Source organism: Nitrosomonas eutropha, from assembly GCF_900116685.1.
Lineage (GTDB): Bacteria > Pseudomonadota > Gammaproteobacteria > Burkholderiales > Nitrosomonadaceae > Nitrosomonas > Nitrosomonas eutropha_A.
In genome coordinates, this window is sequence record NZ_FPBL01000009.1 from 42,897 (window position 1) to 64,531 (window position 21,635).

Annotated in this window: 21 protein-coding genes and 2 other RNA genes; 11 read left to right on the forward strand and 12 right to left on the reverse strand. The window is 49.1% G+C overall.

Annotated features, from left to right (window positions below; translation table 11 throughout):
• The first annotated feature begins 31 nt into the window (after positions 1 to 31).
• The 5 genes from BM331_RS09180 (at position 32) to BM331_RS09200 (ending at position 6,121) form a co-directional block, all read left to right on the forward strand.
• Entirely contained in the window at positions 32 to 1,702 is a 1,671-nt protein-coding gene (locus BM331_RS09180; protein ID WP_074929056.1) for a bifunctional protein tyrosine phosphatase family protein/NAD(P)/FAD-dependent oxidoreductase, read from the forward strand.
• Between the two features lie 8 nt (positions 1,703 to 1,710).
• The gene (locus BM331_RS09185) at positions 1,711 to 2,523 is read left to right on the forward strand and encodes a sulfite exporter TauE/SafE family protein (protein WP_074929057.1); all 813 of its coding nucleotides are present in this window, start codon (positions 1,711 to 1,713) and stop codon (positions 2,521 to 2,523) included.
• 21 nt (positions 2,524 to 2,544) lie between these two features.
• Positions 2,545 to 2,955: an RNA-binding S4 domain-containing protein gene (locus BM331_RS09190; protein ID WP_074929058.1), complete on the forward strand. Its 411-nt coding sequence runs from the start codon at positions 2,545 to 2,547 to the stop codon at positions 2,953 to 2,955.
• Positions 2,952 to 4,571: a DNA helicase RecQ gene (gene recQ / locus BM331_RS09195; protein WP_074929059.1), complete on the forward strand. Its 1,620-nt coding sequence runs from the start codon at positions 2,952 to 2,954 to the stop codon at positions 4,569 to 4,571. The genes BM331_RS09190 and recQ overlap by 4 nt, the downstream gene beginning before the upstream one ends.
• Positions 4,572 to 4,885: 314 nt before the next feature.
• Positions 4,886 to 6,121: a porin gene (locus BM331_RS09200; protein WP_074929060.1), complete on the forward strand. Its 1,236-nt coding sequence runs from the start codon at positions 4,886 to 4,888 to the stop codon at positions 6,119 to 6,121.
• A gap of 175 nt (positions 6,122 to 6,296) precedes the next feature.
• Here BM331_RS09200 and rnpB read toward each other — a convergent pair.
• The 8 genes from rnpB to BM331_RS09240 all read right to left on the reverse strand — a co-directional run bounded on the left by rnpB (position 6,297) and on the right by BM331_RS09240 (position 12,096).
• An RNA gene (gene rnpB, locus BM331_RS09205) (RNase P RNA component class A) lies at positions 6,297 to 6,585 on the reverse strand.
• A 336-nt stretch (positions 6,586 to 6,921) separates the two neighbouring features.
• Entirely contained in the window at positions 6,922 to 7,464 is a 543-nt protein-coding gene (locus tag BM331_RS09210) for a CinA family protein (RefSeq protein ID WP_256214879.1), read from the reverse strand.
• On the reverse strand, positions 7,461 to 8,003 hold the full coding sequence (locus BM331_RS09215) for a phosphatidylglycerophosphatase A family protein (protein WP_074929061.1): 543 nt from the start codon (positions 8,001 to 8,003) through the stop codon (positions 7,461 to 7,463). The genes BM331_RS09210 and BM331_RS09215 overlap by 4 nt, the downstream gene beginning before the upstream one ends.
• Entirely contained in the window at positions 7,981 to 8,967 is a 987-nt protein-coding gene (gene thiL, locus BM331_RS09220) for a thiamine-phosphate kinase (protein WP_074929062.1), read from the reverse strand. The genes BM331_RS09215 and thiL overlap by 23 nt, the downstream gene beginning before the upstream one ends.
• A gap of 194 nt (positions 8,968 to 9,161) precedes the next feature.
• Positions 9,162 to 9,665 carry a transcription antitermination factor NusB gene (nusB, locus tag BM331_RS09225; RefSeq protein ID WP_074929063.1) on the reverse strand — a complete coding sequence of 168 codons (504 nt, stop codon included), beginning with the start codon at positions 9,663 to 9,665 and terminating at the stop codon, positions 9,162 to 9,164.
• Entirely contained in the window at positions 9,662 to 10,159 is a 498-nt protein-coding gene (gene ribH, locus BM331_RS09230; protein WP_074929064.1) for a 6,7-dimethyl-8-ribityllumazine synthase, read from the reverse strand. Before ribH ends, nusB begins: the two co-directional genes overlap by 4 nt.
• Before the next feature lie 225 nt (positions 10,160 to 10,384).
• Positions 10,385 to 11,494 carry a bifunctional 3,4-dihydroxy-2-butanone-4-phosphate synthase/GTP cyclohydrolase II gene (gene ribBA, locus BM331_RS09235; RefSeq protein ID WP_074929065.1) on the reverse strand — a complete coding sequence of 370 codons (1,110 nt, stop codon included), beginning with the start codon at positions 11,492 to 11,494 and terminating at the stop codon, positions 10,385 to 10,387.
• Positions 11,491 to 12,096 carry a riboflavin synthase gene (locus tag BM331_RS09240; RefSeq protein WP_074929066.1) on the reverse strand — a complete coding sequence of 202 codons (606 nt, stop codon included), beginning with the start codon at positions 12,094 to 12,096 and terminating at the stop codon, positions 11,491 to 11,493. The genes ribBA and BM331_RS09240 overlap by 4 nt, the downstream gene beginning before the upstream one ends.
• 132 nt (positions 12,097 to 12,228) lie before the next feature.
• Between BM331_RS09240 and typA the strand changes: the two genes are divergently transcribed.
• Positions 12,229 to 14,043, forward strand: coding sequence for a translational GTPase TypA (typA, locus tag BM331_RS09245; protein WP_074929067.1), 1,815 nt, complete (start codon positions 12,229 to 12,231; stop codon positions 14,041 to 14,043).
• Positions 14,044 to 14,096: 53 nt separating this feature from the next.
• Positions 14,097 to 14,693: a DsbA family protein gene (locus BM331_RS09250; RefSeq protein ID WP_256214880.1), complete on the forward strand. Its 597-nt coding sequence runs from the start codon at positions 14,097 to 14,099 to the stop codon at positions 14,691 to 14,693.
• 34 nt (positions 14,694 to 14,727) lie between these two features.
• Here BM331_RS09250 and mutM read toward each other — a convergent pair whose 3' ends face one another.
• From mutM to BM331_RS09270, 4 genes are read right to left on the reverse strand one after another with little or no spacing between them, the layout of a single operon-like run.
• Positions 14,728 to 15,543 carry a bifunctional DNA-formamidopyrimidine glycosylase/DNA-(apurinic or apyrimidinic site) lyase gene (gene mutM / locus BM331_RS09255; RefSeq protein WP_074929069.1) on the reverse strand — a complete coding sequence of 272 codons (816 nt, stop codon included), beginning with the start codon at positions 15,541 to 15,543 and terminating at the stop codon, positions 14,728 to 14,730.
• Positions 15,544 to 15,588: 45 nt separating this feature from the next.
• Positions 15,589 to 16,941, reverse strand: coding sequence for a GldG family protein (locus BM331_RS09260; RefSeq protein ID WP_074929070.1), 1,353 nt, complete (start codon positions 16,939 to 16,941; stop codon positions 15,589 to 15,591).
• Positions 16,942 to 16,964: 23 nt separating this feature from the next.
• A complete protein-coding gene (locus tag BM331_RS09265) occupies positions 16,965 to 17,711 on the reverse strand; it encodes an ABC transporter permease (protein WP_074929071.1) in 747 nt (248 codons plus the stop codon).
• Positions 17,708 to 18,466 (reverse strand): ABC transporter ATP-binding protein, encoded by a 759-nt coding sequence (locus tag BM331_RS09270; protein WP_074929072.1) that lies wholly within the window; start codon positions 18,464 to 18,466, stop codon positions 17,708 to 17,710. Before BM331_RS09270 ends, BM331_RS09265 begins: the two co-directional genes overlap by 4 nt.
• Positions 18,467 to 18,824: 358 nt before the next feature.
• Here BM331_RS09270 and BM331_RS09275 point away from each other — a divergent pair, with 358 nt between their 5' ends.
• The 4 genes from BM331_RS09275 to ssrA all read left to right on the forward strand — a co-directional run bounded on the left by BM331_RS09275 (position 18,825) and on the right by ssrA (position 21,553).
• The gene (locus tag BM331_RS09275; protein ID WP_074929073.1) at positions 18,825 to 19,520 is read left to right on the forward strand and encodes an OmpA family protein; all 696 of its coding nucleotides are present in this window, start codon (positions 18,825 to 18,827) and stop codon (positions 19,518 to 19,520) included.
• Positions 19,521 to 19,742: 222 nt separating this feature from the next.
• Positions 19,743 to 20,447, forward strand: coding sequence for a bifunctional 2-polyprenyl-6-hydroxyphenol methylase/3-demethylubiquinol 3-O-methyltransferase UbiG (ubiG, locus tag BM331_RS09280; RefSeq protein WP_074929074.1), 705 nt, complete (start codon positions 19,743 to 19,745; stop codon positions 20,445 to 20,447).
• A gap of 28 nt (positions 20,448 to 20,475) precedes the next feature.
• Positions 20,476 to 21,126, forward strand: coding sequence for an HAD family hydrolase (locus BM331_RS09285; RefSeq protein WP_074929075.1), 651 nt, complete (start codon positions 20,476 to 20,478; stop codon positions 21,124 to 21,126).
• Positions 21,127 to 21,193: 67 nt separating this feature from the next.
• Positions 21,194 to 21,553, forward strand: a transfer-messenger RNA (tmRNA) gene (gene ssrA / locus BM331_RS09290).
• Positions 21,554 to 21,635 lie beyond the last annotated feature (82 nt).

Here is a 21,635-nt window from a genome sequence, read left to right on the forward strand (position 1 = left end):
AATAAAAAAACCAAAGTAAGGAGTAACCCCTATGAGTGTCACCTCTGAAACAAAATGGAAAGAACTGGATAAAAAAATAGCAGTCACTGGCCAGATCAGCGTGGATGATATCGCTGGTATCGCGGCTGCAGGTTACAAATCGATTATTTGTAATCGTCCGGATGGAGAAGGCGGAGAAAGTCAACCAGTTCATACTGCATTGGAGAATGCAGCAAAGGCGGCAGGATTGCAATTTGCCTATATGCCAGTTGAAGTGGGCCAGGTTTCAGATGATAAATGTTCTGCCTTTCATCAGTTGATGCAAACGTTGCCTGGTCCCGTGCTGGCTTTTTGCGGTTCGGGCAATCGCGCCCAGGCACTCTACACCCGTGATATCAATACTGCATCTGCCAATGCAGCCCATACTGAAGACGAAACATCAGCTGCTTATTGTGAACCGGTAGATAAACGCCAGGCTGAAACAGCCGCAGCTTGCAACTGGGACAATGTTTTTGATGTTGTGGTGGTAGGTGGCGGATCAGCTGGTCTGGGGGTAACCGCAAGTCTGCTGCGTCGGCGTTCATCCCTGCGCATTGCCGTTATTGAACCAAGCGAGAAACATTATTATCAACCTGCCTGGACGCTGGTCGGCGGCGGTGCTTATGCCATTGATCAGACCGCTCGCAATACCGCTGATGTCATGCCGCACGGTGCAGAGTGGATCAAGGCAGCAGCCTCCGAATTTGCGCCTGAAAAAAATCTGGTTCATCTGGCAGATGGCCGTTCCGTTGGCTACCGCCAATTGATCATATGTCCAGGTATTCGCCTGGCCTGGGAAAAAATAGAAGGCGCTCAGGAAACACTGGGCAAAAATGGCGTCACTTCCAACTACCTGTTTGATCTTGCACCGTATACCTGGTCACTGGTACAACAGCTTAAAGGTGGTAAGGCACTGTTTACACAACCGCCAATGCCGATCAAATGTGCTGGAGCCCCGCAGAAAGCGATGTATTTGTCCTGTGATTACTGGCAGCGCCATGGTGTTCTGGACAAAATTGATGTCGAATTCGATCTGGCAGGAGCAGTTTTGTTTGGGGTTCCTGAATTTGTGCCGCCCTTGATGGAGTATGTTCATAAATATCATGCCGGGCTGGTATTTAATTCCAATCTGGTTAAGGTCAACGGCCCGGAAAAAATTGCCACCTTTGAAATCAAGAATGAGGCAGGGGAAGTTACCCGTGTCGATAAGCCGTTTGATATGCTGCACATCACGCCACCACAGGTTGCACCAGATTTTCTGCGTAACAGTGCGCTGGCAAATGCCGCCGGGTTCTGTGAAGTTGATCCAAAAACCCTGCAAAGTACTTGTTTTTCCAATGTTTTCTCACTGGGTGATGCCTGTTCCGCTCCTAACTCTAAAACAGCGGCAGCAGTCAGAAAGCAGGTGGTTATTGTTGCTGAAAATATGCTGGCAGCGAAAGAAGGACGTGAACTTCGCGCAGTTTACGATGGTTATGGCGCTTGCCCGTTGACCGTCGAAAATGGCAAAGTGGTTCTGGCGGAATTTGGTTATGGCGGAAAATTACTGCCAACTTTTCCGCTTAACCCGGTTATTGCCAGAAAATTATACTGGTGGATGAAAGTTAATCTTTTCCCATGGGTATACTGGGATTGTCTGCTGAAAGGACGTGAGTGGCTCGCAGGATCGACTGAATCCAAATAGATTTCTGCATGGAAATTCAGTGGCTGGGAATTTTTCCAGGCATTTTTACGGGATTTGTGCTGGGGTTGACCGGTTCGGGAGGAGCAATTATTGCTGTTCCCTTGCTGGTTTTTGGTCTGAATGCAACTGTAGTGGAAGCCGCGCCAGTTGCCTTGCTATCTGTAGGTGTATCAGCGGCAGTTGCTACTTATTCATCCTTCAGGCAAAAAATTGTGCGTTACCGGGCGGCCAGTCTCATTGCAGGTGCCGGTATGCTGATTACACCCGCCGGAATATGGGTAGCCCGGCAGTTTCCTGACGCATTGCTGACAGTATTGTTCTCTGCGGTACTGACTTATGCCGCCTGGTACATGTATCGCAAGAGCCATGAATCTGCTGCACAGTCAGAAATGGCTGTTTCTCCGCCCTGCCAGCTCAATCTGGAAAGCGGCCGTTTGATATGGACTATCCCTTGCGCTAAGGGATTGCTGGCTTCAGGTGCTGCAACCGGATTTTTATCCGGTTTACTGGGTGTGGGAGGTGGATTCATCATCATCCCCGCGCTGAGAAAAGTATCCGATTTACCCATGAAAACCCTGATCGCCACCGCACTTTCCATTACAGCGCTGATCTCCTTGACGGGTGTTATTTCGGCAACCTCCATGGGCTTCATGAACTGGTCGCTTGCGCTGCCTTTTACTGCGGGGACAGTTGCCGGTACGCTGATCGGCAAGCACTATGCTCACAACTTTGATGAAGCCAAGTTGCAACGTGGCTTTGCCATTCTGACTTGGTGCATTGCGCTCAGTATGCTCATCAAGGGAGCTTATGCTTTTTATTGACCTATTCACTCCAGATGTGCCATGACTGAAAAGAGTGCCCGGGCCGCAGATGAGAAACTCCGCATCGATAAATGGTTGTTTGCTGCCCGTTTTTACAAGACGCGCTCGCAAGCCGCTGATGCGGTTGAACGTGGTCAGGTGCAAATTAACGGCATGCGAGTGAAACCATCCAGAATTCTGAACATAGACGATATGCTCGATATTCGCATTGGGCCGTATCATCATCGGGTGAAAGTATTGGTATTGTCTAATCAGCGCCGCTCTGCTACAGAAGCTCGTCTGTTTTACCAGGAAACGGAAGAAAGTCAGCAAGCACGTGAAACGCTGGTAGAAAGTCTCAAATCGCAGCCGACTTCGCCGCGTTACGCTGGTAAAGGTCGGCCGACCAAGCGGGTGCGACGCGACCTGGAGCGCTTCATGGACGGGAAATGACTTCCCTGGCTGTCCGCGCACAAACACTGCTCAGAGAAATTTTTGGTTACACTGAATTTCGCGGCCAGCAGGCTGAAATCATTTCCCATATCGCAAACGGAAACAGTTGCCTGGTTTTGATGCCGACCGGTGGCGGTAAATCGTTGTGCTACCAGCTACCAGCACTATTACGGGATGGCGTGGCCATTGTCATTTCACCACTGATTGCGCTGATGGAAAATCAGGTTTCTGTCCTGCATGAACGCGGTGTGCGGGCAACATATCTTAATTCCACGCAAACTTCCGAAGCTGCAACAGCAATCGAACAAGGCATGCTGGCGGGCAACTACGATCTGGTCTACGTCGCACCGGAAAGATTACTGACCAACCGCTTTCATGCACTGCTGCAGCGTATCCCCATTGCCCTGTTTGCTATTGATGAGGCGCATTGTGTTTCCCAGTGGGGGCACGATTTTCGGCCAGAATACGGCAGGCTTTCAATGCTGCCAGAAAAATTTCCGGGCGTACCGCGTATCGCCCTGACTGCCAGCGCCGATGCCAGAACCCGCAGCGATATTCTGCGTTGCCTTGAGTTAGGCCAGGCACGTGCTTTCATCAGTAGTTTTGATCGTCCCAACCTCTGTTACCGCATTACCGCCCGATCCAATAGCCGACGACAACTGTTGAACTTTATCCGCAATCAGCATCCCGGCGAGGCGGGTATCGTTTATTGCCAATCCCGCAAAAAAACTGAAGAAACAGCCGCCTGGCTGAATGCTAATCACATACCGGCGCTTGCCTACCATGCCGGTATGGAAACACCTGTACGCACACAACACCAGAAAAAATTTCTGCGGGAGAACGGCATTGTCATGATCGCTACCTCTGCATTCGGGCTGGGGATTGATAAACCGGATATCCGTTTTGTTGCACACTTGGATTTGCCCAGAAGTATTGAAAGCTATTATCAGGAAACTGGCCGGGCCGGGCGGGATGGCCTGCCGGCCGATGCATGGATGGTGTACGGGCCAAGCGATATTATCCGGTTGCGTTATCAGGCTGAATCCAGCACAGGACAAATATCCATTCCAGTCAAGCAAGCCGCTACCGCCCGGCTGGATGCGTTGCTGGCGCTGTGTGAAACAACCGCCTGTCGCAGAACACGATTGCTTGACTATTTTGGCGAACCATCTGATTCAAGCAGTGAACTGGCATGTGGCAATTGTGATGCCTGCCTGACTACCACTCCCGTTCAGGATGCCACAATTGCTGCCCAGAAAGCACTGTCCTGCGTTTACCGGACAGGTCAGAATTTTGGCATGGAATATCTGATTGATGTTCTGACTGGAAAACAGACCGACCGGATCAGGCAATGGGGACATGATCGCGTCAGCACCTTTGGTATCGGCCATGAACTCAGCATCGAAGGCTGGCGCATCGTATTCAGACACCTGCTGGCACTGGGTTATTTCACTGCTGGCGGGGAACGGTTTACCCTGCAACTCGCACCGGCGGCCAGAGGTATCTTGCGTGGAGAAACCCGCATAAAGCTGCGTTTATCACCCTATCATCATTCTGCTTCACACCAGCAAGCTCCCATTGATTTATCTGCGCCTGATGTATGTGAAATCCGGTAAATACTTCTTCTTGGGTGTGGCGATCCAGCTCTTCCCCCGATTTATACACAGTAAAAAAACAGATTTTTTTATGAATAGAGTGAGAGTGTTGCAATAACACAACATAATTTAGTGAAAAAAGTATAAAAATCGGGTTTGGTGTTGCACAACAGATTCTGCTTGGGCACAATCCGTTCAACCCTTCTGTTCGGAAAAGTATGCGATATGCAACACCTCTGATCAGGCAGGAACGGAAGTAGTAAAGAATGTAGATGTATAGAGAATCAAGGTCCATCTTTATTGATCCAGGTATTTTTCTTTAAGGAGAGTTTCAAATGAATAAAAAACTGATGGCACTGGCAATCGCTGGCGTGATGGCAGTTCCGCTCACTGCCGTTGCCGATGGTACACATGTCACCATTTTCGGCCGCTTGCAGGCTGAATATGCAACCGTTGATGTTGACGGATTCAATGCACAGACCGCTGTAGCGGATGATGCACTGCAATCCCGCTGGGGTCTGCAGATTGCTGAAGATCTGGGTATGGGTCTGCGTGCGCTGGGTCGTATCGAATACGCACTCAATCCGGGAGGAGATCTTCATAACACCGCACGTGAGCAATGGGTGGGATTAGGTGGTGATCAATGGGGTGAACTCAAATTTGGTCGCGTTCAATCTGTGCTGCGTGATTTCGCTGGTGGCCTTACAGTTGATCCGTTTGCTGAAACCAGTCTGCACGCCAATGGTAGCGGTGGTTTGATGGTATCTTCTGCTAATGGCTATGGCTCGGGTGAACATGGCTTCGTTAAAAGTGCAGTACGTTTTGATTCACCGGTAGTAGAAGGCTTCTCCGTAGCTGGTTTGCTGATGCCGGGTGATGCCGATAAAAACGATTCATTGCTAAATCCAGAAAATGCTGGTGGTGAGAATGGTGAGTGGGATTTCCAGGTTGGTGCCAAATACAGTGGTCAATTTGACATTGTTGGTGTGGATATCTTTGGTGCCTATTCCCGGGATAATGTAAGTAAATGGGGAAAACAAGCTTATCTAGCGAGTACAGGCGATAGATTGAAAGATGAACAAATCTGGCGTGGTGGTGCAATCATCAGCGTGGAGGATTTTCGTCTGCGTGGTCAGTATGAGCATGTAGTCAACGCTAATCCGTATGGTGGGGCAGCCAGCTGTACCCAGGCATCAGCTTTTGGAGACTACAGTTTAGCTAATCCAACTTTGTCTGCTGATCGTGGCCGTGGCCAGTGTAATTCGGCTATGAATGCTGGTGGGAATGGTGATTTGTGGATCCTCGGTGCGGACTATACCATTGGCAACACCATGTTAATTGCACAGGGCGGTATGACCAGAGCTAAAAAGAATCATTATAATGATCCGTTCCTTCCTGATGCCCAAAAACGTAACGTTGAAAACATTACCGTGGGTGTGATTCATAACCTGAGCCGTCGCTCCAGTCTGTTTGGTGGTTATCAGCGCGTCTGGGTAAAAGATAGAAACCTCCCTGCTGGCGTAGATGCTGACCGTAACGTTTACTCAGTTGGTGTACGTCACGATTTCTAATGGATAACATTAGTTAATCAAGCTGTAGAAAGGGGCAGAGCAATCTGCCCCTTTTTTATTGGACAATCTGAATAAAAACCGGTAACTGTTATTATGAAACTGTGGGCTTTGGCCGCGAATGCAGCCGGACGGCTTTGTTTGTGATGGCGAAGTGGCATTTCTCGGAAATATCCAAGGGGGAAGCCGGTCGATAAGCCGGGTTCTGTCGTGGACAGTCATTCCTCTAGGCATACAGTTACCCGTATGCTCAAGCGATCTACCCGCAGACTCGGCGAGCAGCGTTATCATCTGCCTATTTGATCTTGCTCCGGATGGAGGTTACCGCGTTTCACCGTAACTTAATACGCTCGTCTCTGTGGCCCTGTTCCTCGCCTTACGGCGGCCGGCCGTTAACCGGCATCCTGCTCTATGGAGCCCGGACTTTCCTCTCCCTGTTACCAGGCAGCGACTGTCTGACCAACTTCCCACGCTGATTCTAACAGAGGCACAAATTAAACACACAGATGATTGGATCTGGTTCCAGGTTCAATTGTTGGGGACAATCCTGCTTGCTTAGAACCTGTTTAATATCTCACTGAAGGGTATATTACGGCGTTGAAATTGAACTAAAAATGCTCACATACTTCAAGTATGCTCTGCTTTCTCGTCCAATTTTGCCTTGCACTGCATCCCTTGATCGAGACCTTAAACAGGTTCTTATTCCATTTCTAAATCAAAACTAACTTTATCGGCTTCGCCTAGTCGTATTATTTATACTGTCTGCGGCTCGCCTTCGTGTCATTTTTGATTTGGGAATGGAATTAGGCAAGAGATAGAGATGCAGAATTTCTCAATAATTCAAGAGTGCCTTGCAGTGCCGTGGCGACGGATTGTCGCCGGATGGCTTCGCGATCACCGCAGAACCGGCAGGTTTTACTGTTTGCAGCAGTTGTGAATGAATTCTCCAGTATCCAGGCGAAACAAACGGTGCCGACCGGTTTTTCTGTGGAACCGCCGGTAGGGCCGGCGATGCCGGTTACGGATACTGCAACCTGAGCCTGGCTCATCGTGAGCGCGCCTTGCGCCATTTCGCGTGCGATTTGTTCGGAAACTGCGCCAAACTGTGTCAGCGTTTGTGGTTGTACACGCAACAGCTGCTGTTTGGCTAAATTGCTGTAGGTAATGAAGCCGCAGTCATACCAGATGGAGCTGCCGGGAATGGCGGTGACGATCTGCCCGATCCAGCCGCCGGTACAGGATTCTACTGAAACCAGCTTCAACCCGTTGTTTTTGAGAGTTTGTCCGGTTTGTCGGGCGAGTTCCAGCAGCGCTACATCATCCGGAATGATTTGGGTATGACTCAAAAGTAACTTTCATACAAAATGATTGATTTCCAGCCTGCGAGGCAAAGCAAGGTATAAAACGCTGCCAGCAGGTCATCCAGCATGACGCCGAATCCACCTTTAAGTTTGCTGTCCAGATAGTCGATGGGTGCAGGTTTGACAATATCAAAGAACCGGAATAACAGGAAAGCGGTCAGCTGCCATATCCAGTGATCCGGTGTAAAAAATAGCACCAGCATGAAGGCAACGATTTCATCCCATACCATGCCGGAATGATCGGGTGAATTGAGCGCTCGTCCGGTGACTGCGCATGCCCAGATCCCCAGGATGAAAAAAACATCAATGATCAGCAGCACTGAAACGGGTTCGAGGGTCGAATCCAAAAGCTGGAAAAGAGGGATGGCGGCAAGTGTGCCGAAGGTGCCCGGAGCGTAGCGGATGAGACCAACACCAGCGCCCATTGCAATGAAATGCGCCAGCCGGACATGCACAAAGGTAATATCTGGTTTTAGTGGAGTTTGACGTCGTGGTGAATAGTCATCGGGTAAGGAAGTGATCATAGCCTTTTTTATTAAAAATTAGCGGGTTACCATTGGCGTTTAGTACGGCCAATCCTTTTCCCGGCACGATTTTTCCGATGCGGGAGAGTTTCACGCCGGTTTGCTGCGCAAGCTGTGCAATGACATCATGCCTGTTTTCTGGTACGGTGAAACACAGTTCATAATCATCACCGCCTGATAATAAACAGTCAATAGCCAATTGCCGAGCGGTATTTTCCTGTTGTAGTTTGTTTTTTAAAGTCGGGGAGCAGGGAATGCGGTCGAAATCAACTGTGGCGGCAACATCAGATCGTTCCAGAATATGGCCGAGATCAGCCAGTAGGCCATCGGAAATATCAATTGCACTATGCGCCACATTTATCAGCGCTTTCCCAAGGGCAACACGCGGTGTGGGAGTGTGCAATGCGATCAGGCAAGGAGCTGCCTCATGCTCTGTCAGTGTTATATGCTGTTGCAGGAATTGCAGCGCCAGGGCAGCGTCCCCCAGAAAACCGGATACCCAGATATCGTCTCCCGGCTTGGCGTCACTTCGCCGGAGGGCATTGCCTTGCTCGACTTCGCCAATGATCTGTACGCCAATATTGAGTGGGCCGCTGGTGGTATCTCCGCCGATCAATTCGACCTGATACTGATCTGCTAGCGTGAAAAATCCGCTGGAAAAAGCCTTAAGCCAAGTATCATTCTGCGCGAGTGTTTCAGTTAATGTCAGAGAAAGCGTTATCCAGCGAGGTGTAGCGCCCATGGCAGCCATATCGGAAAGATTAACGGCCAATACCTTGTGACCTAGCGTGGAAGGTTCAACATCGGAAAAAAAATGTCGTCCCACGACCAGTGTATCGACCGATACAGCCCAATTTATTCCTGATTTGCAGGTAATCAGTGCGGCGTCATCTCCTGGCCCCAGTAATGCATTGCGCGAAGGGCGCGAAAAATAGCGATCAATGACATCAAACTCGGAGTTCATGGCTATACCATTTATGAAAAGTTAGATAAGCCGATAAACGTTATTGCGGGCTGCAGCCATCCTGGATTACCTCGCCGTGTTGCGGCTCACGAAGATGAGAAAACAGAAAACAGCACCTCTTTTCCTGTTCTTTATTTTGTATAACCAAATTTTCAGAGAGATTCTGCTATCAGCGTAATAGCCGAGTTTAGAGTTTAGTGTGGATCCTTATTCCGGGCAGGGGTGGATTGAAGTTCGGCAGCACGTAACCGGACGGCCAGTTTGTCCAGTACGCCGTTGACGTATTTGTGCCCATCTGTCCCGCCATAACTCTTGGCTAGTTCTATTGCCTCGTTGATGATAGCCCGACAGGGTATCTCAGGATGATGCACCATTTCATAGGTACCAATTAAGAGAATCGAACATTCTACCGGACTCAGTTCTGCCAGCTGGCGATCAAGGTAAGTTTGGATTTGCGCTTCCAGATCACTGGAATGTTCCAGCACGCCCTGCAGCAAATCGGAAAAGTAGGAGCCATCCGCTTTGCTGTAAAAATTGACCCGTTGCAGTTGCAGGTCAATTTCCCGAGCATTTCCCCCGGCAAGACGCCATTGGTAAATTCCCTGTAAGGCCAGCTCACGTGATAGACGCCGGCGATTTTTATAGCCTTTGTGTCCTTGTGCTGGTTTGGGTGGTGGAACAGTGTCTGTTGGTATCATGAAGGGGGGGTGGATTGATCCATTTCGCCAAGCGTTAATAGCAGATTAGCCATTTCCACCGCGACACGCGCGGTTTCAGCCCCCTTTTCGGCCATGCGGGCAGTGGCTTGATCTTCGTTGTCCGTTGTAAGAATGCCATTTGCAATGGGAATGTCGTATTCCAGTCCGACTGCTACCAACCCGCGTGCCGATTCATTGGCCACTACGTCAAAATGATAGGTTTCACCATGAATGACTGCACCCAGAGCAATCAGGGCATCGTACCGGTCAGATATGGCGAGTTTTTGTAGCGCAAGCGGAATCTCCAGCGCACCGGGTACAGTTACCAAAACGATATCCGCTTCCTGCACGCCCAGTCTGGCAAGTTCCGCTGTGCAGGCGCTAAGCAACCCTTCGCTCACATCAATATTAAAACGGCTCATGACAATACCGATGCACAGCCCGTTTCCATTAAGGTCTGAATCTATTTCGAGAATATTGTCATAGTAGGACATAAAAGACGCACCTCTCTGCACTTTGTTTTAAAGTTAGTTGATTGGCCTTGTGGCCGGAAACTGATAGCAAAAATGCCTTATAACCTGTTCAATATCTCACTGAAGGGCGCATTACGGCGTTGAAATTGAACTCAAAATGTTCACTCACATACTTCAAGTATGCTCTGCTTTCTCGTTCAATTTTGCCTTGCACTGCATCCCTTGATCGAAATCTTGAACAGGTTCTTATGCGCGATAGCAATCTCCCGGTTCCAGATACCCGGTAACTTCCAGGCCAAAGCCGGTCATACTGGGCATTCTGCGAGGAGTTGCCAACAGGCGCATTTTGCTGATACCCAAGTCTTTAAGAATCTGCGCACCGATACCATGATGACGCAGATCAGATATGGGGTTGTCTGCCGGATGCGGTGTGGTCTGCAGAATCTGCTCAGCCAATACGCTGGCATCATTTTTGCGCTGTAACAGTACGACTACGCCCTTTCCAGCATGTGCGATGGCTGCCATTGCATCATGAATGCTCCAGGAGTGGGTGTGGTCATCAATTTCCAGCAGATCAATCACCGTCAGCGGTTCATGTACCCGTACCAGTACTTCCTCACCGGCATTCCATGTCCCTTTTGCCAGCGCGAGATGGGTAACGCCGGCAATCTTATCATGGTAAGCAATCAGTCTGAATTCTCCGTGAGCAGTTTGCAGGGGGCGTTCAGTCGTCCGTGTGATCAGGCTTTCCGTGAGACGGCGATAATGAATGAGATCAGCAATTGTCCCGATCTTGAGATGGTGCTTGTCGGAGAATTCGATTAGATCTGGCAGCCGTGCCATTTCACCGTTTTCTTTCAGAATCTCGCAAATTACTGCGGCCTCGGTTAAACCCACCAGCCGCCCCAAATCACAGCCTGCTTCGGTATGGCCAGCGCGTGCCAGCACTCCACCTTTCTGCGCCTTGAGTGGAAAAATATGGCCGGGTTGCACCAGGTCTTCCGGTTTAGCATCCGTTCGGACGGCTGTTTGAACAGTACGGGCGCGATCGGCTGCGGAAATACCGGTTGTCACACCGCTGGCCGCTTCAATTGAGGCGGTGAAATTGGTACCCAGTGGCGAATGATTGTCGGCAACCATCATGGGCAGTTTAAGCTGATGGCAGCGTTCTTCCGTCAATGTCAGGCAGATTAATCCCCTGCCGTATCTGGCCATGAAATTGATTGCTTCGGGTGTAATAAAATCAGCCGCCAGTACCAGATCGCCCTCATTCTCACGATTTTCCTCGTCGATGAGAATAACCATCTTTCCATCTTTGAAATCTGTCAGAACTTCTTCAATCGATGAGATTGTCATGCTTGCTTGCCTTGTGCCTGATCGAGTAAACGTGCCACGTATTTTGCTATCATATCGGTTTCGAGATTCACTTTTCTGCCGGATTCAAACTGTTTGAAAGTTGTATTAGCTAATGTATGGGGAATAAGGTTGATTTCAACCCGTTCAGATGTCACCTGATTCACCGTAAGGCTGACGCCATCGACCGTAATTGACCCCTTGGGGATAATATATTTAAACAATTGCGGCGGCGGCTGGATTGCTAGCAGGCAGCGATCACCTGCTTGTGTGAATTGTACAACCTCGCCGATTCCTTCCACATGTCCGCTAACCAGGTGACCATCCAGCCGATCGGAAAATCGCAGCGCTTTTTCCAGATTGACCGGATTGCCGGGAATATCCAGACCATGCGTACAACTCAAGGTTTCACCGGATACATCGACGGTGAAGCACTCTTCCTCAAATGCAGTGACTGTCAGACAGGCGCCATTGACGGCAATACTATCTCCGATGGCGATGTCTGTGAGATCCAGTTTGCCGGGATCAATATGAATACGAACAGTACTTTCTTTGGGACAGACGTGCCTGATACTGCCGACCGCTTTGATGATTCCAGTAAACATGCCTTTTCCCGGGTTTTGAAACAAATTCCATTGTAAATAGATAATGCCCCGGTCAGTCTGACAGTTCGAACACTGTTATAATCAACAGTTTATCCGGGATTGCCCGGGCTGATTTCCGAGGAACTTTCAATTATGACACGCCTGCTCCGTAATATCGCCATTATCGCCCATGTGGACCATGGCAAAACCACGATGGTGGATAAGCTGCTGCATCAGGCCGGCACCTTTGCTGCTCACCAGCACATTGCTGAACGGGTGATGGATTCTGATGATATTGAGCGCGAACGCGGAATCACGATTTTTTCCAAGAATTGTGCAATTGACTATGCTGGTGTACACATCAATATTGTGGATACCCCAGGCCACGCCGATTTTGGTGGAGAAGTCGAGCGTGTGCTGTCGATGGTAGATGGTGTGTTGTTACTGGTGGATGCGGTTGAGGGCCCTATGCCGCAAACCCGTTTCGTCACCCGCAAGGCGCTGGCAGCCGGTTTGCGCCCGATTGTGGTGATTAACAAGATAGATCGTCCCGGTGCCCGGCCGGACTGGGTGGTGAACCAGACATTTGATTTGTTCGATAAATTGAATGCTACCGAAGAACAACTGGATTTCCCGGTGATCTACGCTTCCGGGCTCAATGGTTATGCCACATTGGATCCCAAACAACCCGGCAGCGATATGCGCCCGTTGTTTGATCTGATACTCAAGCATGTGCCGGTACCGGTGGGAGATCCTGATCAACCGCTGCAACTGCAAATCAGCGCACTTGATTACTCCAGTTTTGTGGGGCGTCTTGGTATTGGCAGAATCAGTCGCGGCCGCCTGAAATCGGGGCAGGAAGTTATGGTGATGACGGGCGGGCAAACGTCGAAAAAAGCGCGTGTCAATCAGATATCTGGTTTTAGCGGGCTGGATCGAGTTCTGTTGAACGAAGCAGCTGCGGGCGAAATTGTGCTGATCAGTGGGATTGATGAGCTCAGTATTGGCACGACGCTAGCGGATACCGATCGTCCGGAAGCCTTGCCGATGCCGAAGGTTGATGAACCAACGCTTTCAATGAATTTTCAGGTCAATACTTCACCTTTTGCCGGCAAGGAGGGTAAATTTATTACCAGCCGTCAGTTGCGTGAGCGCCTTGAGAAAGAATTGCTGACCAATGTTGCATTAAAGCTGGAAGAAACCGGCGAAACTGATTCATTTCTTGTTTCCGGGCGTGGTGAGCTGCATTTGACAATTTTGCTTGAAAATATGCGTCGGGAAGGCTATGAGCTGGCGGTGTCTCGCCCCAAGGTGGTTATCCGGGAAATGGATGGCGTCAAGTGCGAACCGTTCGAGATATTGACTATTGATATCGATGAAACCAACCAGGGGGCGGTTATGGAGACATTGGGAACACGCCGTGGTGATCTGCTGGATATGGTAAGTGACGGGCGCGGCCGGGTCAGGTTGGATTATCGTATTCCTGCACGGGGCTTGATCGGATTCCAATCCGAATTTATGACACTGACGCGCGGCACCGGCATCATAAGTCATATCTTCGATGAATACGCACCAATGCGGCCGGATATTGCTTCACGTAAAAATGGCGTGCTGATCTCGGCAGAATATGGTGAGGTAGTGGCCTACGCGCTCTGGAAACTGCAGGAGCGTGGTCGTATGTTTGTCAGCCCCGGTGAGCCGGTCTATGAAGGGATGGTGATTGGCATACACAGCCGCGAGAATGATCTGGTCGTCAACCCGATCAAGGGCAAACAGCTGACTAATATCCGAGCGTCCGGCCATGATGAAGCGGTTGTATTGACGCCACCGATTCAGCTGACGTTGGAATCAGCAGTCGAATTTATTACGGATGACGAGCTGGTTGAGATTACCCCGAAAAGTCTCCGTATCCGTAAACGCTTCCTGCTGGAACACGAGCGTAAACGGGCAGGTCGCTCCATTGCCTGATGTTTTTGGGCAGCAGGTATAAAAAACTGGTTCTATGGTATATCGCCGACCCCATGTGCTCGTGGTGCTGGGGGTTTGCGCCGGTTATCGAGCAAATCAGGCAGGAATATTCGGCAGCCTTGACTGTAGGGCTGATCCCCGGTGGACTGCGGCCAGGAACGAATGTGCCGCTTTTACCAGAAAAAAAAGTACAAATTCTGCAGCATTGGCATACGGTACATGCTGCGACCGGCCAGCCTTTTACCTTTGAAAACGCCCTGCCGGAAGGATTCATTTACGACACTGAGCCTGCCTGCCGAGGCATCGCCAGTGTGTCACTGATCGAATCGAAAAAAGTATTCTCCTTTTTTGCTGCGATACAGCACGCTTTTTATGTTGAACAGAAAGACGTGACGCAATTTTCCGTCCTGGTAAAACTTGCTGCTGATCTGGCTATATCAGAATTGCAGTTTGCTTCGGTATTTCAATCGGATGAGGCGAAACAACAAACTTTGGCCGGCTTCCAGCGTGCTGCGCAATGGGGCATAAGCGGGTTTCCGGCACTTGTGGCCGAAAGCGGAACAGATCGCTATTTGATCACTACGGGTTATCGTCCGATTAAATCACTGCGCCGATTGCTGGATACCTGGTTGCAACAGCATGGGGTTTGATTAAGCTCGCGGGTTAAAGCTTTGACTGGCTTTTTTATTTTTGGCACTGCGCACAAAAAAAGCTGGATCGCTGTCCCTGGCGGGTTTTACTCACAAGTGCGCCACATTTCCGGCATGGCAGCCCCGCTCGCCCGTACACCCAATATTGTTGCTGAAAGCAACCGGGGCTGCCATCGCAATCAGTAAAATCGCGCAAGCTGCTCCCGCCTGCTTCAATTGCACGCTGCAAGGTCATTCTGACAGCATCAACCAATCTTGCACAAGTCGCCGTACTTAGACTGCTGGCGGCAATCAGGGGAGAAATGCCGGCATGAAACAGGGCTTCATTAGCATAAATGTTACCTATGCCGACCACGATATGCTGATTCATGAGTGCTTCTTTGATGCTGACATTGCGCTTTTGTATTTTTTCATGCAGAAACAATCCATTAAAAGTATCACTCAGGGGTTCAGGCCCTAACTTTTGCAATAATGGATGTTGGTGAATATCCTCGTCCCACCACAGTATCGCACCAAACCGTCGAGGATCACGAAAACGCAGCATTTTTTCATTATCCAGCCACAGTTCAAAATGATCATGTAGTAATGACGGCGTTGATACGGGTAGTACACGCAAACTGCCCGACATGCCCAGATGTATGATAAGTGTGCCTTTGCTGCAAGCAAACAGAAGATATTTTGCTCGTCTAGTAATGGTGTTAATTCTTTGACCGGGGAGCAGTGTGATCAATTCAGGCGATACCGGCCAGCGTAAAGCGTAATTTCGTATTTTTACCTGTGTAATGTATCTGCCGGCCAGGTGGGCATCTATTCCACGCCGGGTGACTTCGACTTCAGGCAGTTCCGGCATGATCTGACAAAAATTTGTAGCAAACAGCAGAAACTGGATTGCACGTCATCTGCGTTTGCGGTACCAGCTGATGAAGAGTCCACTTGCAAGAAATATCAGTGGCAGAGCGATGAGAAAACCAGTGGCGATCAGGGTTAATTGTAGCTCACTCAGCTCCAGTCGGCTGTCGATGGTGACACGCGGCTGAATCGAGATAAATGACTCATCTCCGGCGAGCCAATTAATCATATTCATACCTAAATCCAGATTACCGCCGTTACCGAGATAACTGTTGGCCAGAAAATGTCCGCTGCCAACGACGACAACCCGTTGTTCGCGATCTTCTACCACCCGGTTCAATGCGACGGCGATCCCCACCGGACCCGCAACATCATTTTCCTCATCAAAACTGATTTCACCTTCCAGCGGGCCAGTTTCCACCCAACCCTGCGGAGCTGCTTCTGCCAGAGTGACACTGCGCCAATCGGTATTTTCCTCGGGAATGAGCTGGCGAGCAAAAGGAAATACCGTAATGAAATCAAAATTTTCTGTTACAGCATGTGAACCGTAAAGGGTTCCTAGCGCAAACGTTGATGGCACCCTCAGCCGATCTGCCTGGGGATCAACCACAACGCCGGGTGTCAATACAATGCCGAGTTTTTCAGCCAACGGCAGCAATCCATACAAGGGGCCTGTATCTACCAGCCACAGCAAATTTCCACCTTTGGCAAGGTAATCCAGTATCTTTTTTACCTCCCCTTCCAGCAGTTCAGTCTGCGGGGATGCAATAACCAGTATGCCGGTATCTGGAATCTCCGGTTGATCGGCAAAGCTGAAAGATTTGCTTTCAAAGCCGGTTTCCAGCAACTTCTTGTTAAAATTTCCCATATCACGCTGGGCGATACCATCCATTTTTCGCTCGCCATGGCCAGACAATACCTGCAACTGTTTTTTTCCGGTACGCGCCAATCGAACCAATGCGTTCGAAAATGCTTGTTCGTTAATGGTAGCAAGACGCTCTTTGCGTTCCTTGAAACTGATGACAATTTCGCCATTAAGTCTGACACCTGCGCTTTGCGCCTGCTGCGGCTGTTCTACCGGATCAATGAAATTCAGGATCAGATCAGGTTTAATTCGTTGATAAACGCTGACGAAGTTGCTGATGATTCCGCGAATATCGCCCAGTTGCAAATCCTGTTGTGTTGCATAAACGGTAATTTGTACCGGGCCGTCAAACTTTTGCAATATATCGATGCTGGCCTGGCTCAAGCTATTGCGATTATTCTGACTGAGATCCCACTGTGTACGAAACTCCAGCGCGAGATAACCCAGCACGCCCGTTAATACCAGGAACAAGGCAATGAATAGATCGTTTTGCCAGCGGGATCGTAATCCTGATTTTTTGTTAAACGTGGTCATAAAAAACCGGTTGGATCAGAAACTTAGCCATTCAGCCGCTCCCCATCCAGATGGTATATGGTCAGTATCAGAAAGGTGATGGCAAAAAGAAGAAGAAAAGTCAGGCTGAACGTATCAATTAGACCAATATTGAAGTTTTCAAAATGTCTGAACAGGGAAAAATGGCGCACAGCACTTTCTGATTCGATGGTCACGATATCCATTACCCATAAGCACAGCAACACCCCCGAACTGCCCAGCGCGGCAATGGCCGGGTAGGACGTGAGGCTGGAAATATACAGCCCCAGCGAAGCGAAACAACTTGCCAGCAAAATCAGCCCGATTACATTACTGCCCAGCAGCCCGAAATCCAGCATGCCCCCTGTCAATAATGAAATGGATAGCATGACTATTAACAGCGGTATCAGACAGAAAAAAATCATGAGTGCCAGAAACTTGCCCAGCACGATGGCTGGTATGGAAACCGGTGCTGAAATCAGCATGACCAGCGTATGGTTACGGCGCTCTTCTGCGAATAAGCGCATGCTTAGTACAGGGGTTACTGCCAGGAGTACGATGGAAGCTATGGAAAATACCGGTGCTACGATGACTTCAGTTATCCCCGGTGGATTGGCGAGTTGCGCTAGTTGAGACTGTATTTCGAGGAAGGTATTTAGCCGCCCCAGAAATACCCAGGCCAGAACCAGTTGCATCACTGCCAGAAAAACCCACACCAGCGATGATGCGAATAACAACTTGAGTTCCTTACTGGCGATAGTAAACATCGTCATTGCGCCCGTTCCCGGGCAGGTGCATTCTCTGCCGTGAGTTGCGTAAATATCTTTTCCAGGTGCATGTTTCGCCGTTTCAGGTTGTCCAGATTGTCGTCCAGTACCAGCCTGCCCTGGTGCATGATTTGTACGCGGTTACATACACTTTCTACTTCCGAGAGGATGTGGGAGGAAAGAATAATGGCGTGAGTTTTACCGAGTTCGCGAATCAGTGCGCGTACTTTTTGCATTTGGTTTGGATCAAGACCGACAGTTGGTTCATCCATAATAATCAGTTGTGGCCGGTGAATAATTGCCTGGGCAATCGCAACCCGCTGTTGATAGCCTTTCGACAAAATACCAATCAGCCGCTTTCCCACATCACCCAGTTCACATTGTTGTTTTACCTCATCCAGTGCAATTTGTACCGATGTGCTGGCAAGACCATGCAGCCGAGCAGCAAACCGTAAATACTCATCTACCGTCAGTTCTTTATAGAGAGGAGGTATTTCAGGCAGATAACCAATATAACGTTTTGCTTCAAGCGGATTTTTCAGTAAGTCTACCCCGCAAATCCGGACGCTCCCGCTGCTGGGAGCGAGATTACCGGTCAACATCCGCATGGTGGTGCTTTTGCCGGCACCATTTGGGCCCAGAAATCCGAGGACATCCCCACAGTCTAATTTCAGGTTTACCTCGTGCACGACAACACGATGGCCGAAGCAGCGTCTTAAACCATCCGCCTCAATAACTGGATATGTATTATTTGGGGTCACGGCAATATTAATTATCAGATTTGCATATTATATTACTTGCTCTGCCAGATTTTTCGGCTAAAAATAAGATCTTGGCTGACTCTGTAATTGCCGTGTTGTTTATGGAGTGTGTATCGTTAAAAGCGCGCGAAGGTTTGTCCGCATTGAGCTATGTGGTTTGATACAGTGTTGTGCAGAAGATACACTTCGGTTTGACAAAGATAAAAGGATCAACTCATAATCGCTGCCGGTAGTATGCGAGCAATGCTGATCTGATTACGATGGGCGGGAGAGTCGTAACAGTATGAATGATCGTATAAAAAATTGATCGTGGGTGGTTGTGATACAGGTTTTTATACTTAAGAACAAGGACAATAGCATGAAAAAAATGATATTAGCCAGGAAATATCTGATGGGAGCCGTTATTTTGCCCGGATTGCTGGCATCCGGGATTGTAATGGCTGATTTACATGAAGAACAAAGACAAGGCTTCAGCGCGGCAGATAAAGCTGAAGCCTATGCAGTGGATGATAACGGAGTTGTCGCCAGAAACTCAACGGGTCTATGCTGGCGCACCGGCTACTGGACACCTGCCAAGGCCATTTATGAATGTGATCCTGATCTGGTCAAGCAACCGGAGCAAGTTGTTGAGGCCCCGCCACCGGTAGTGCCGGTCGTGACTGAACCTGAGAAAGTATCTTTCTCGGCAGATGCATTGTTTGATTTTGACAAGGCTGTTCTGAAACCAACAGGTATGCAGGCGCTGGATGATTTTTCCAGAAACCTGCAAGGGGTAAATTACGATTTGATCATCGCTGTAGGCTATACTGATCGTATCGGCTCGGAAGCTTATAATAAGAAACTTTCTGTGAGACGCGCAGAAGCCGTCAAAAATTATCTGGTTTCCAAGGGAATCGGTGCCGATCGTATCTTTACCGATGGTAAAGGTAAATCCAACCCGGTTACCGGTGATTCTTGCCAGGGCACTAAAGCAACCAGAACATTGATTAATTGCCTGGCACCGGATCGTCGTGTGGAAATTGAAGTGGCTGGTACGAGAGAAACCATTAACTAAAAGTTATTTCGTATCCAACTTGGATCATCTAAAAGCCCTGCCAGCGCGCAGGGCTTTTTGCTATGAAAGCATGAAAAGTGACTGCCCGCATTAATCATCGATCGTTCAAGCGGATATTGCCGGGTAATCGAGAACTTGTTACCCTGAACAGAGCTGAACTATTCAGGGATGCAGCTGTCGGCAAAAGTATCTTTCCAGTTAAATTTGCAGGTAAATTATTGTATGAAAAATGATGGCATCAACGCAGATCCAATGGAGCTGGAGAAATTCAGTCAACTGGCGCATCACTGGTGGGATCCAAACAGCGAATTCAAACCGTTACATGAAATCAATCCGCTTCGATTGAACTATATTGACGAAATTGCAGGATTAGATGGAAAAACAGTTATCGATGTCGGTTGTGGCGGCGGGATATTATCCGAATCCATGGCGGCACGCGGTGCCAAGGTGACTGGGATTGACCTGAGCGACAAGGCGCTGAAAGTAGCAAAATTGCATCTTCTGGAAAGCGGTCATCAGGTTGATTATCGTAAAATAACTGTGGAAGCGCTTGCGGCTGAGCTTCCTCAGTATTATGACATTGTTACCTGCATGGAAATGCTGGAGCATGTGCCGGATCCTGCCAGCGTAATTCAATCATGTGCCCGCCTTGTAAAAAATGGTGGATGGGTATTTTTCTCGACGCTAAACCGCAATCCAAAAGCGTATCTTTATGCCATCATCGGTGCTGAATACGTTCTTCGATTGCTGCCACGAGGAACGCATGAGTACGCGAAATTTATCAAACCTTCCGAACTGGCGCACATGGCACGTACTGCCGGATTGATGGAATCCGGGATTATCGGCATGACCTACAATCCAATCACAAAAACCTACGCTCTGGAAGCCAATACCAGTGTCAACTACATCATGACATTTCAAGCCTGATGCAATCAAGATACATTAAGTATTATTGATGGCCAGAAAAGCTGTCCTGTTCGATTTCGACGGAACCATTGCGGACACAGCACCGGATCTTGGTCGTGCACTCAACCGACAGCGTATTGCGCGCGATCAACCGCCTTTGCCGATCGAACTGATCCGTACCGTTGCTTCTGCTGGTGCACGCGGGTTGTTGAATCTTGGTTTTGGCCTGAAACCGGATGATCCTGGTTACCAGGTCATGCGGGAGGAATTTCTCTCTTTTTATACCGAACAGCTTTGCCAGGATACTCGCCTGTTTCCAGGTATCCCTGAGTTACTGGAACAACTGGATGATCAGGCCATTCCATGGGGAATCGTCACTAATAAACCGGCAAGATTCACCCGGCCGCTCATACATCTGCTTGGATTACATCACCGTGTGGCCTGTATTATCAGTGGAGATGACACTGCTTACACCAAGCCTCATCCGGAACCATTGCTTACTGCTTGCCGTCAGATAAACACAGTTCCTGATCACTGTATTTATCTGGGAGATGATATTCGTGATGTGCAAGCCAGCCTTGCTGCCGGAGTAAAACCGATCGTGGCGCTTTATGGCTATCTCGGCACCGGTGATCCACCGGAAACATGGGGAGCATTTGAACTAATTAACCACCCGGGTGATCTGCTGCAGTATATTTAATCTGTTACAATTCTCTGGTTGAACTTTCTCATCAACATCAGCTCTTATACGTTACGAATTCATGTTCGGGGGCGATCCGGTTTCGACGTGGGTTGCAAAGCAGTGCAGGGCATACCGAGGTTCAGTACCCTCGTAAAACAGCTGAAAAAAAATAGTCGCAAACGACGAAAACTACGCTTTAGCCGCTTAATCCGGCTAAACTCCACGCCGGTGGGCCTCAACGCCGGGTCTGGCAACAGACAGTGGAGTCACTAACGAGGATCGCGCCTTGCAGGGTTACTTTACAAAGCGCTAAAAAATAGGTAACTCGCCTGTCATCAGCTTGCCGGTTGGCGGATGCCAGGTTAAATTAAACAACATGGCTAAGTATGTAGAACTGTCTGTAGAGGACTTGCGGACGCGGGTTCAATTCCCGCCGCCTCCACCAATTTAGGGTTTGGAGACATCCAAAGAAGTTAGTAAGTTTATGAAAACATAACATTATTAGATCTTTAGTGTCTTAGCAAATC

Excerpts from the sequence above, each read along its gene's own strand:
- BM331_RS09180 (WP_074929056.1), top strand. The coding sequence starts at position 32 with ATGAGTGTCACCTCTGAAACAAAATGGAAAGAACTGGATAAAAAAATA.
- BM331_RS09185 (WP_074929057.1), top strand. The coding sequence starts at position 1,711 with ATGGAAATTCAGTGGCTGGGAATTTTTCCAGGCATTTTTACGGGATTT.
- BM331_RS09190 (WP_074929058.1), top strand. The coding sequence starts at position 2,545 with ATGACTGAAAAGAGTGCCCGGGCCGCAGATGAGAAACTCCGCATCGAT.
- recQ (WP_074929059.1), top strand. The coding sequence starts at position 2,952 with ATGACTTCCCTGGCTGTCCGCGCACAAACACTGCTCAGAGAAATTTTT.
- BM331_RS09200 (WP_074929060.1), top strand. The coding sequence starts at position 4,886 with ATGAATAAAAAACTGATGGCACTGGCAATCGCTGGCGTGATGGCAGTT.
- BM331_RS09215 (WP_074929061.1), bottom strand. The coding sequence starts at position 8,003 with ATGATCACTTCCTTACCCGATGACTATTCACCACGACGTCAAACTCCA.
- thiL (WP_074929062.1), bottom strand. The coding sequence starts at position 8,967 with ATGAACTCCGAGTTTGATGTCATTGATCGCTATTTTTCGCGCCCTTCG.
- nusB (WP_074929063.1), bottom strand. The coding sequence starts at position 9,665 with ATGATACCAACAGACACTGTTCCACCACCCAAACCAGCACAAGGACAC.
- ribH (WP_074929064.1), bottom strand. The coding sequence starts at position 10,159 with ATGTCCTACTATGACAATATTCTCGAAATAGATTCAGACCTTAATGGA.
- ribBA (WP_074929065.1), bottom strand. The coding sequence starts at position 11,494 with ATGACAATCTCATCGATTGAAGAAGTTCTGACAGATTTCAAAGATGGA.
- BM331_RS09240 (WP_074929066.1), bottom strand. The coding sequence starts at position 12,096 with ATGTTTACTGGAATCATCAAAGCGGTCGGCAGTATCAGGCACGTCTGT.
- typA (WP_074929067.1), top strand. The coding sequence starts at position 12,229 with ATGACACGCCTGCTCCGTAATATCGCCATTATCGCCCATGTGGACCAT.
- BM331_RS09250 (WP_256214880.1), top strand. The coding sequence starts at position 14,097 with ATGTGCTCGTGGTGCTGGGGGTTTGCGCCGGTTATCGAGCAAATCAGG.
- mutM (WP_074929069.1), bottom strand. The coding sequence starts at position 15,543 with ATGCCGGAACTGCCTGAAGTCGAAGTCACCCGGCGTGGAATAGATGCC.
- BM331_RS09260 (WP_074929070.1), bottom strand. The coding sequence starts at position 16,941 with ATGACCACGTTTAACAAAAAATCAGGATTACGATCCCGCTGGCAAAAC.
- BM331_RS09265 (WP_074929071.1), bottom strand. The coding sequence starts at position 17,711 with ATGACGATGTTTACTATCGCCAGTAAGGAACTCAAGTTGTTATTCGCA.
- BM331_RS09275 (WP_074929073.1), top strand. The coding sequence starts at position 18,825 with ATGAAAAAAATGATATTAGCCAGGAAATATCTGATGGGAGCCGTTATT.
- ubiG (WP_074929074.1), top strand. The coding sequence starts at position 19,743 with ATGAAAAATGATGGCATCAACGCAGATCCAATGGAGCTGGAGAAATTC.
- BM331_RS09285 (WP_074929075.1), top strand. The coding sequence starts at position 20,476 with ATGGCCAGAAAAGCTGTCCTGTTCGATTTCGACGGAACCATTGCGGAC.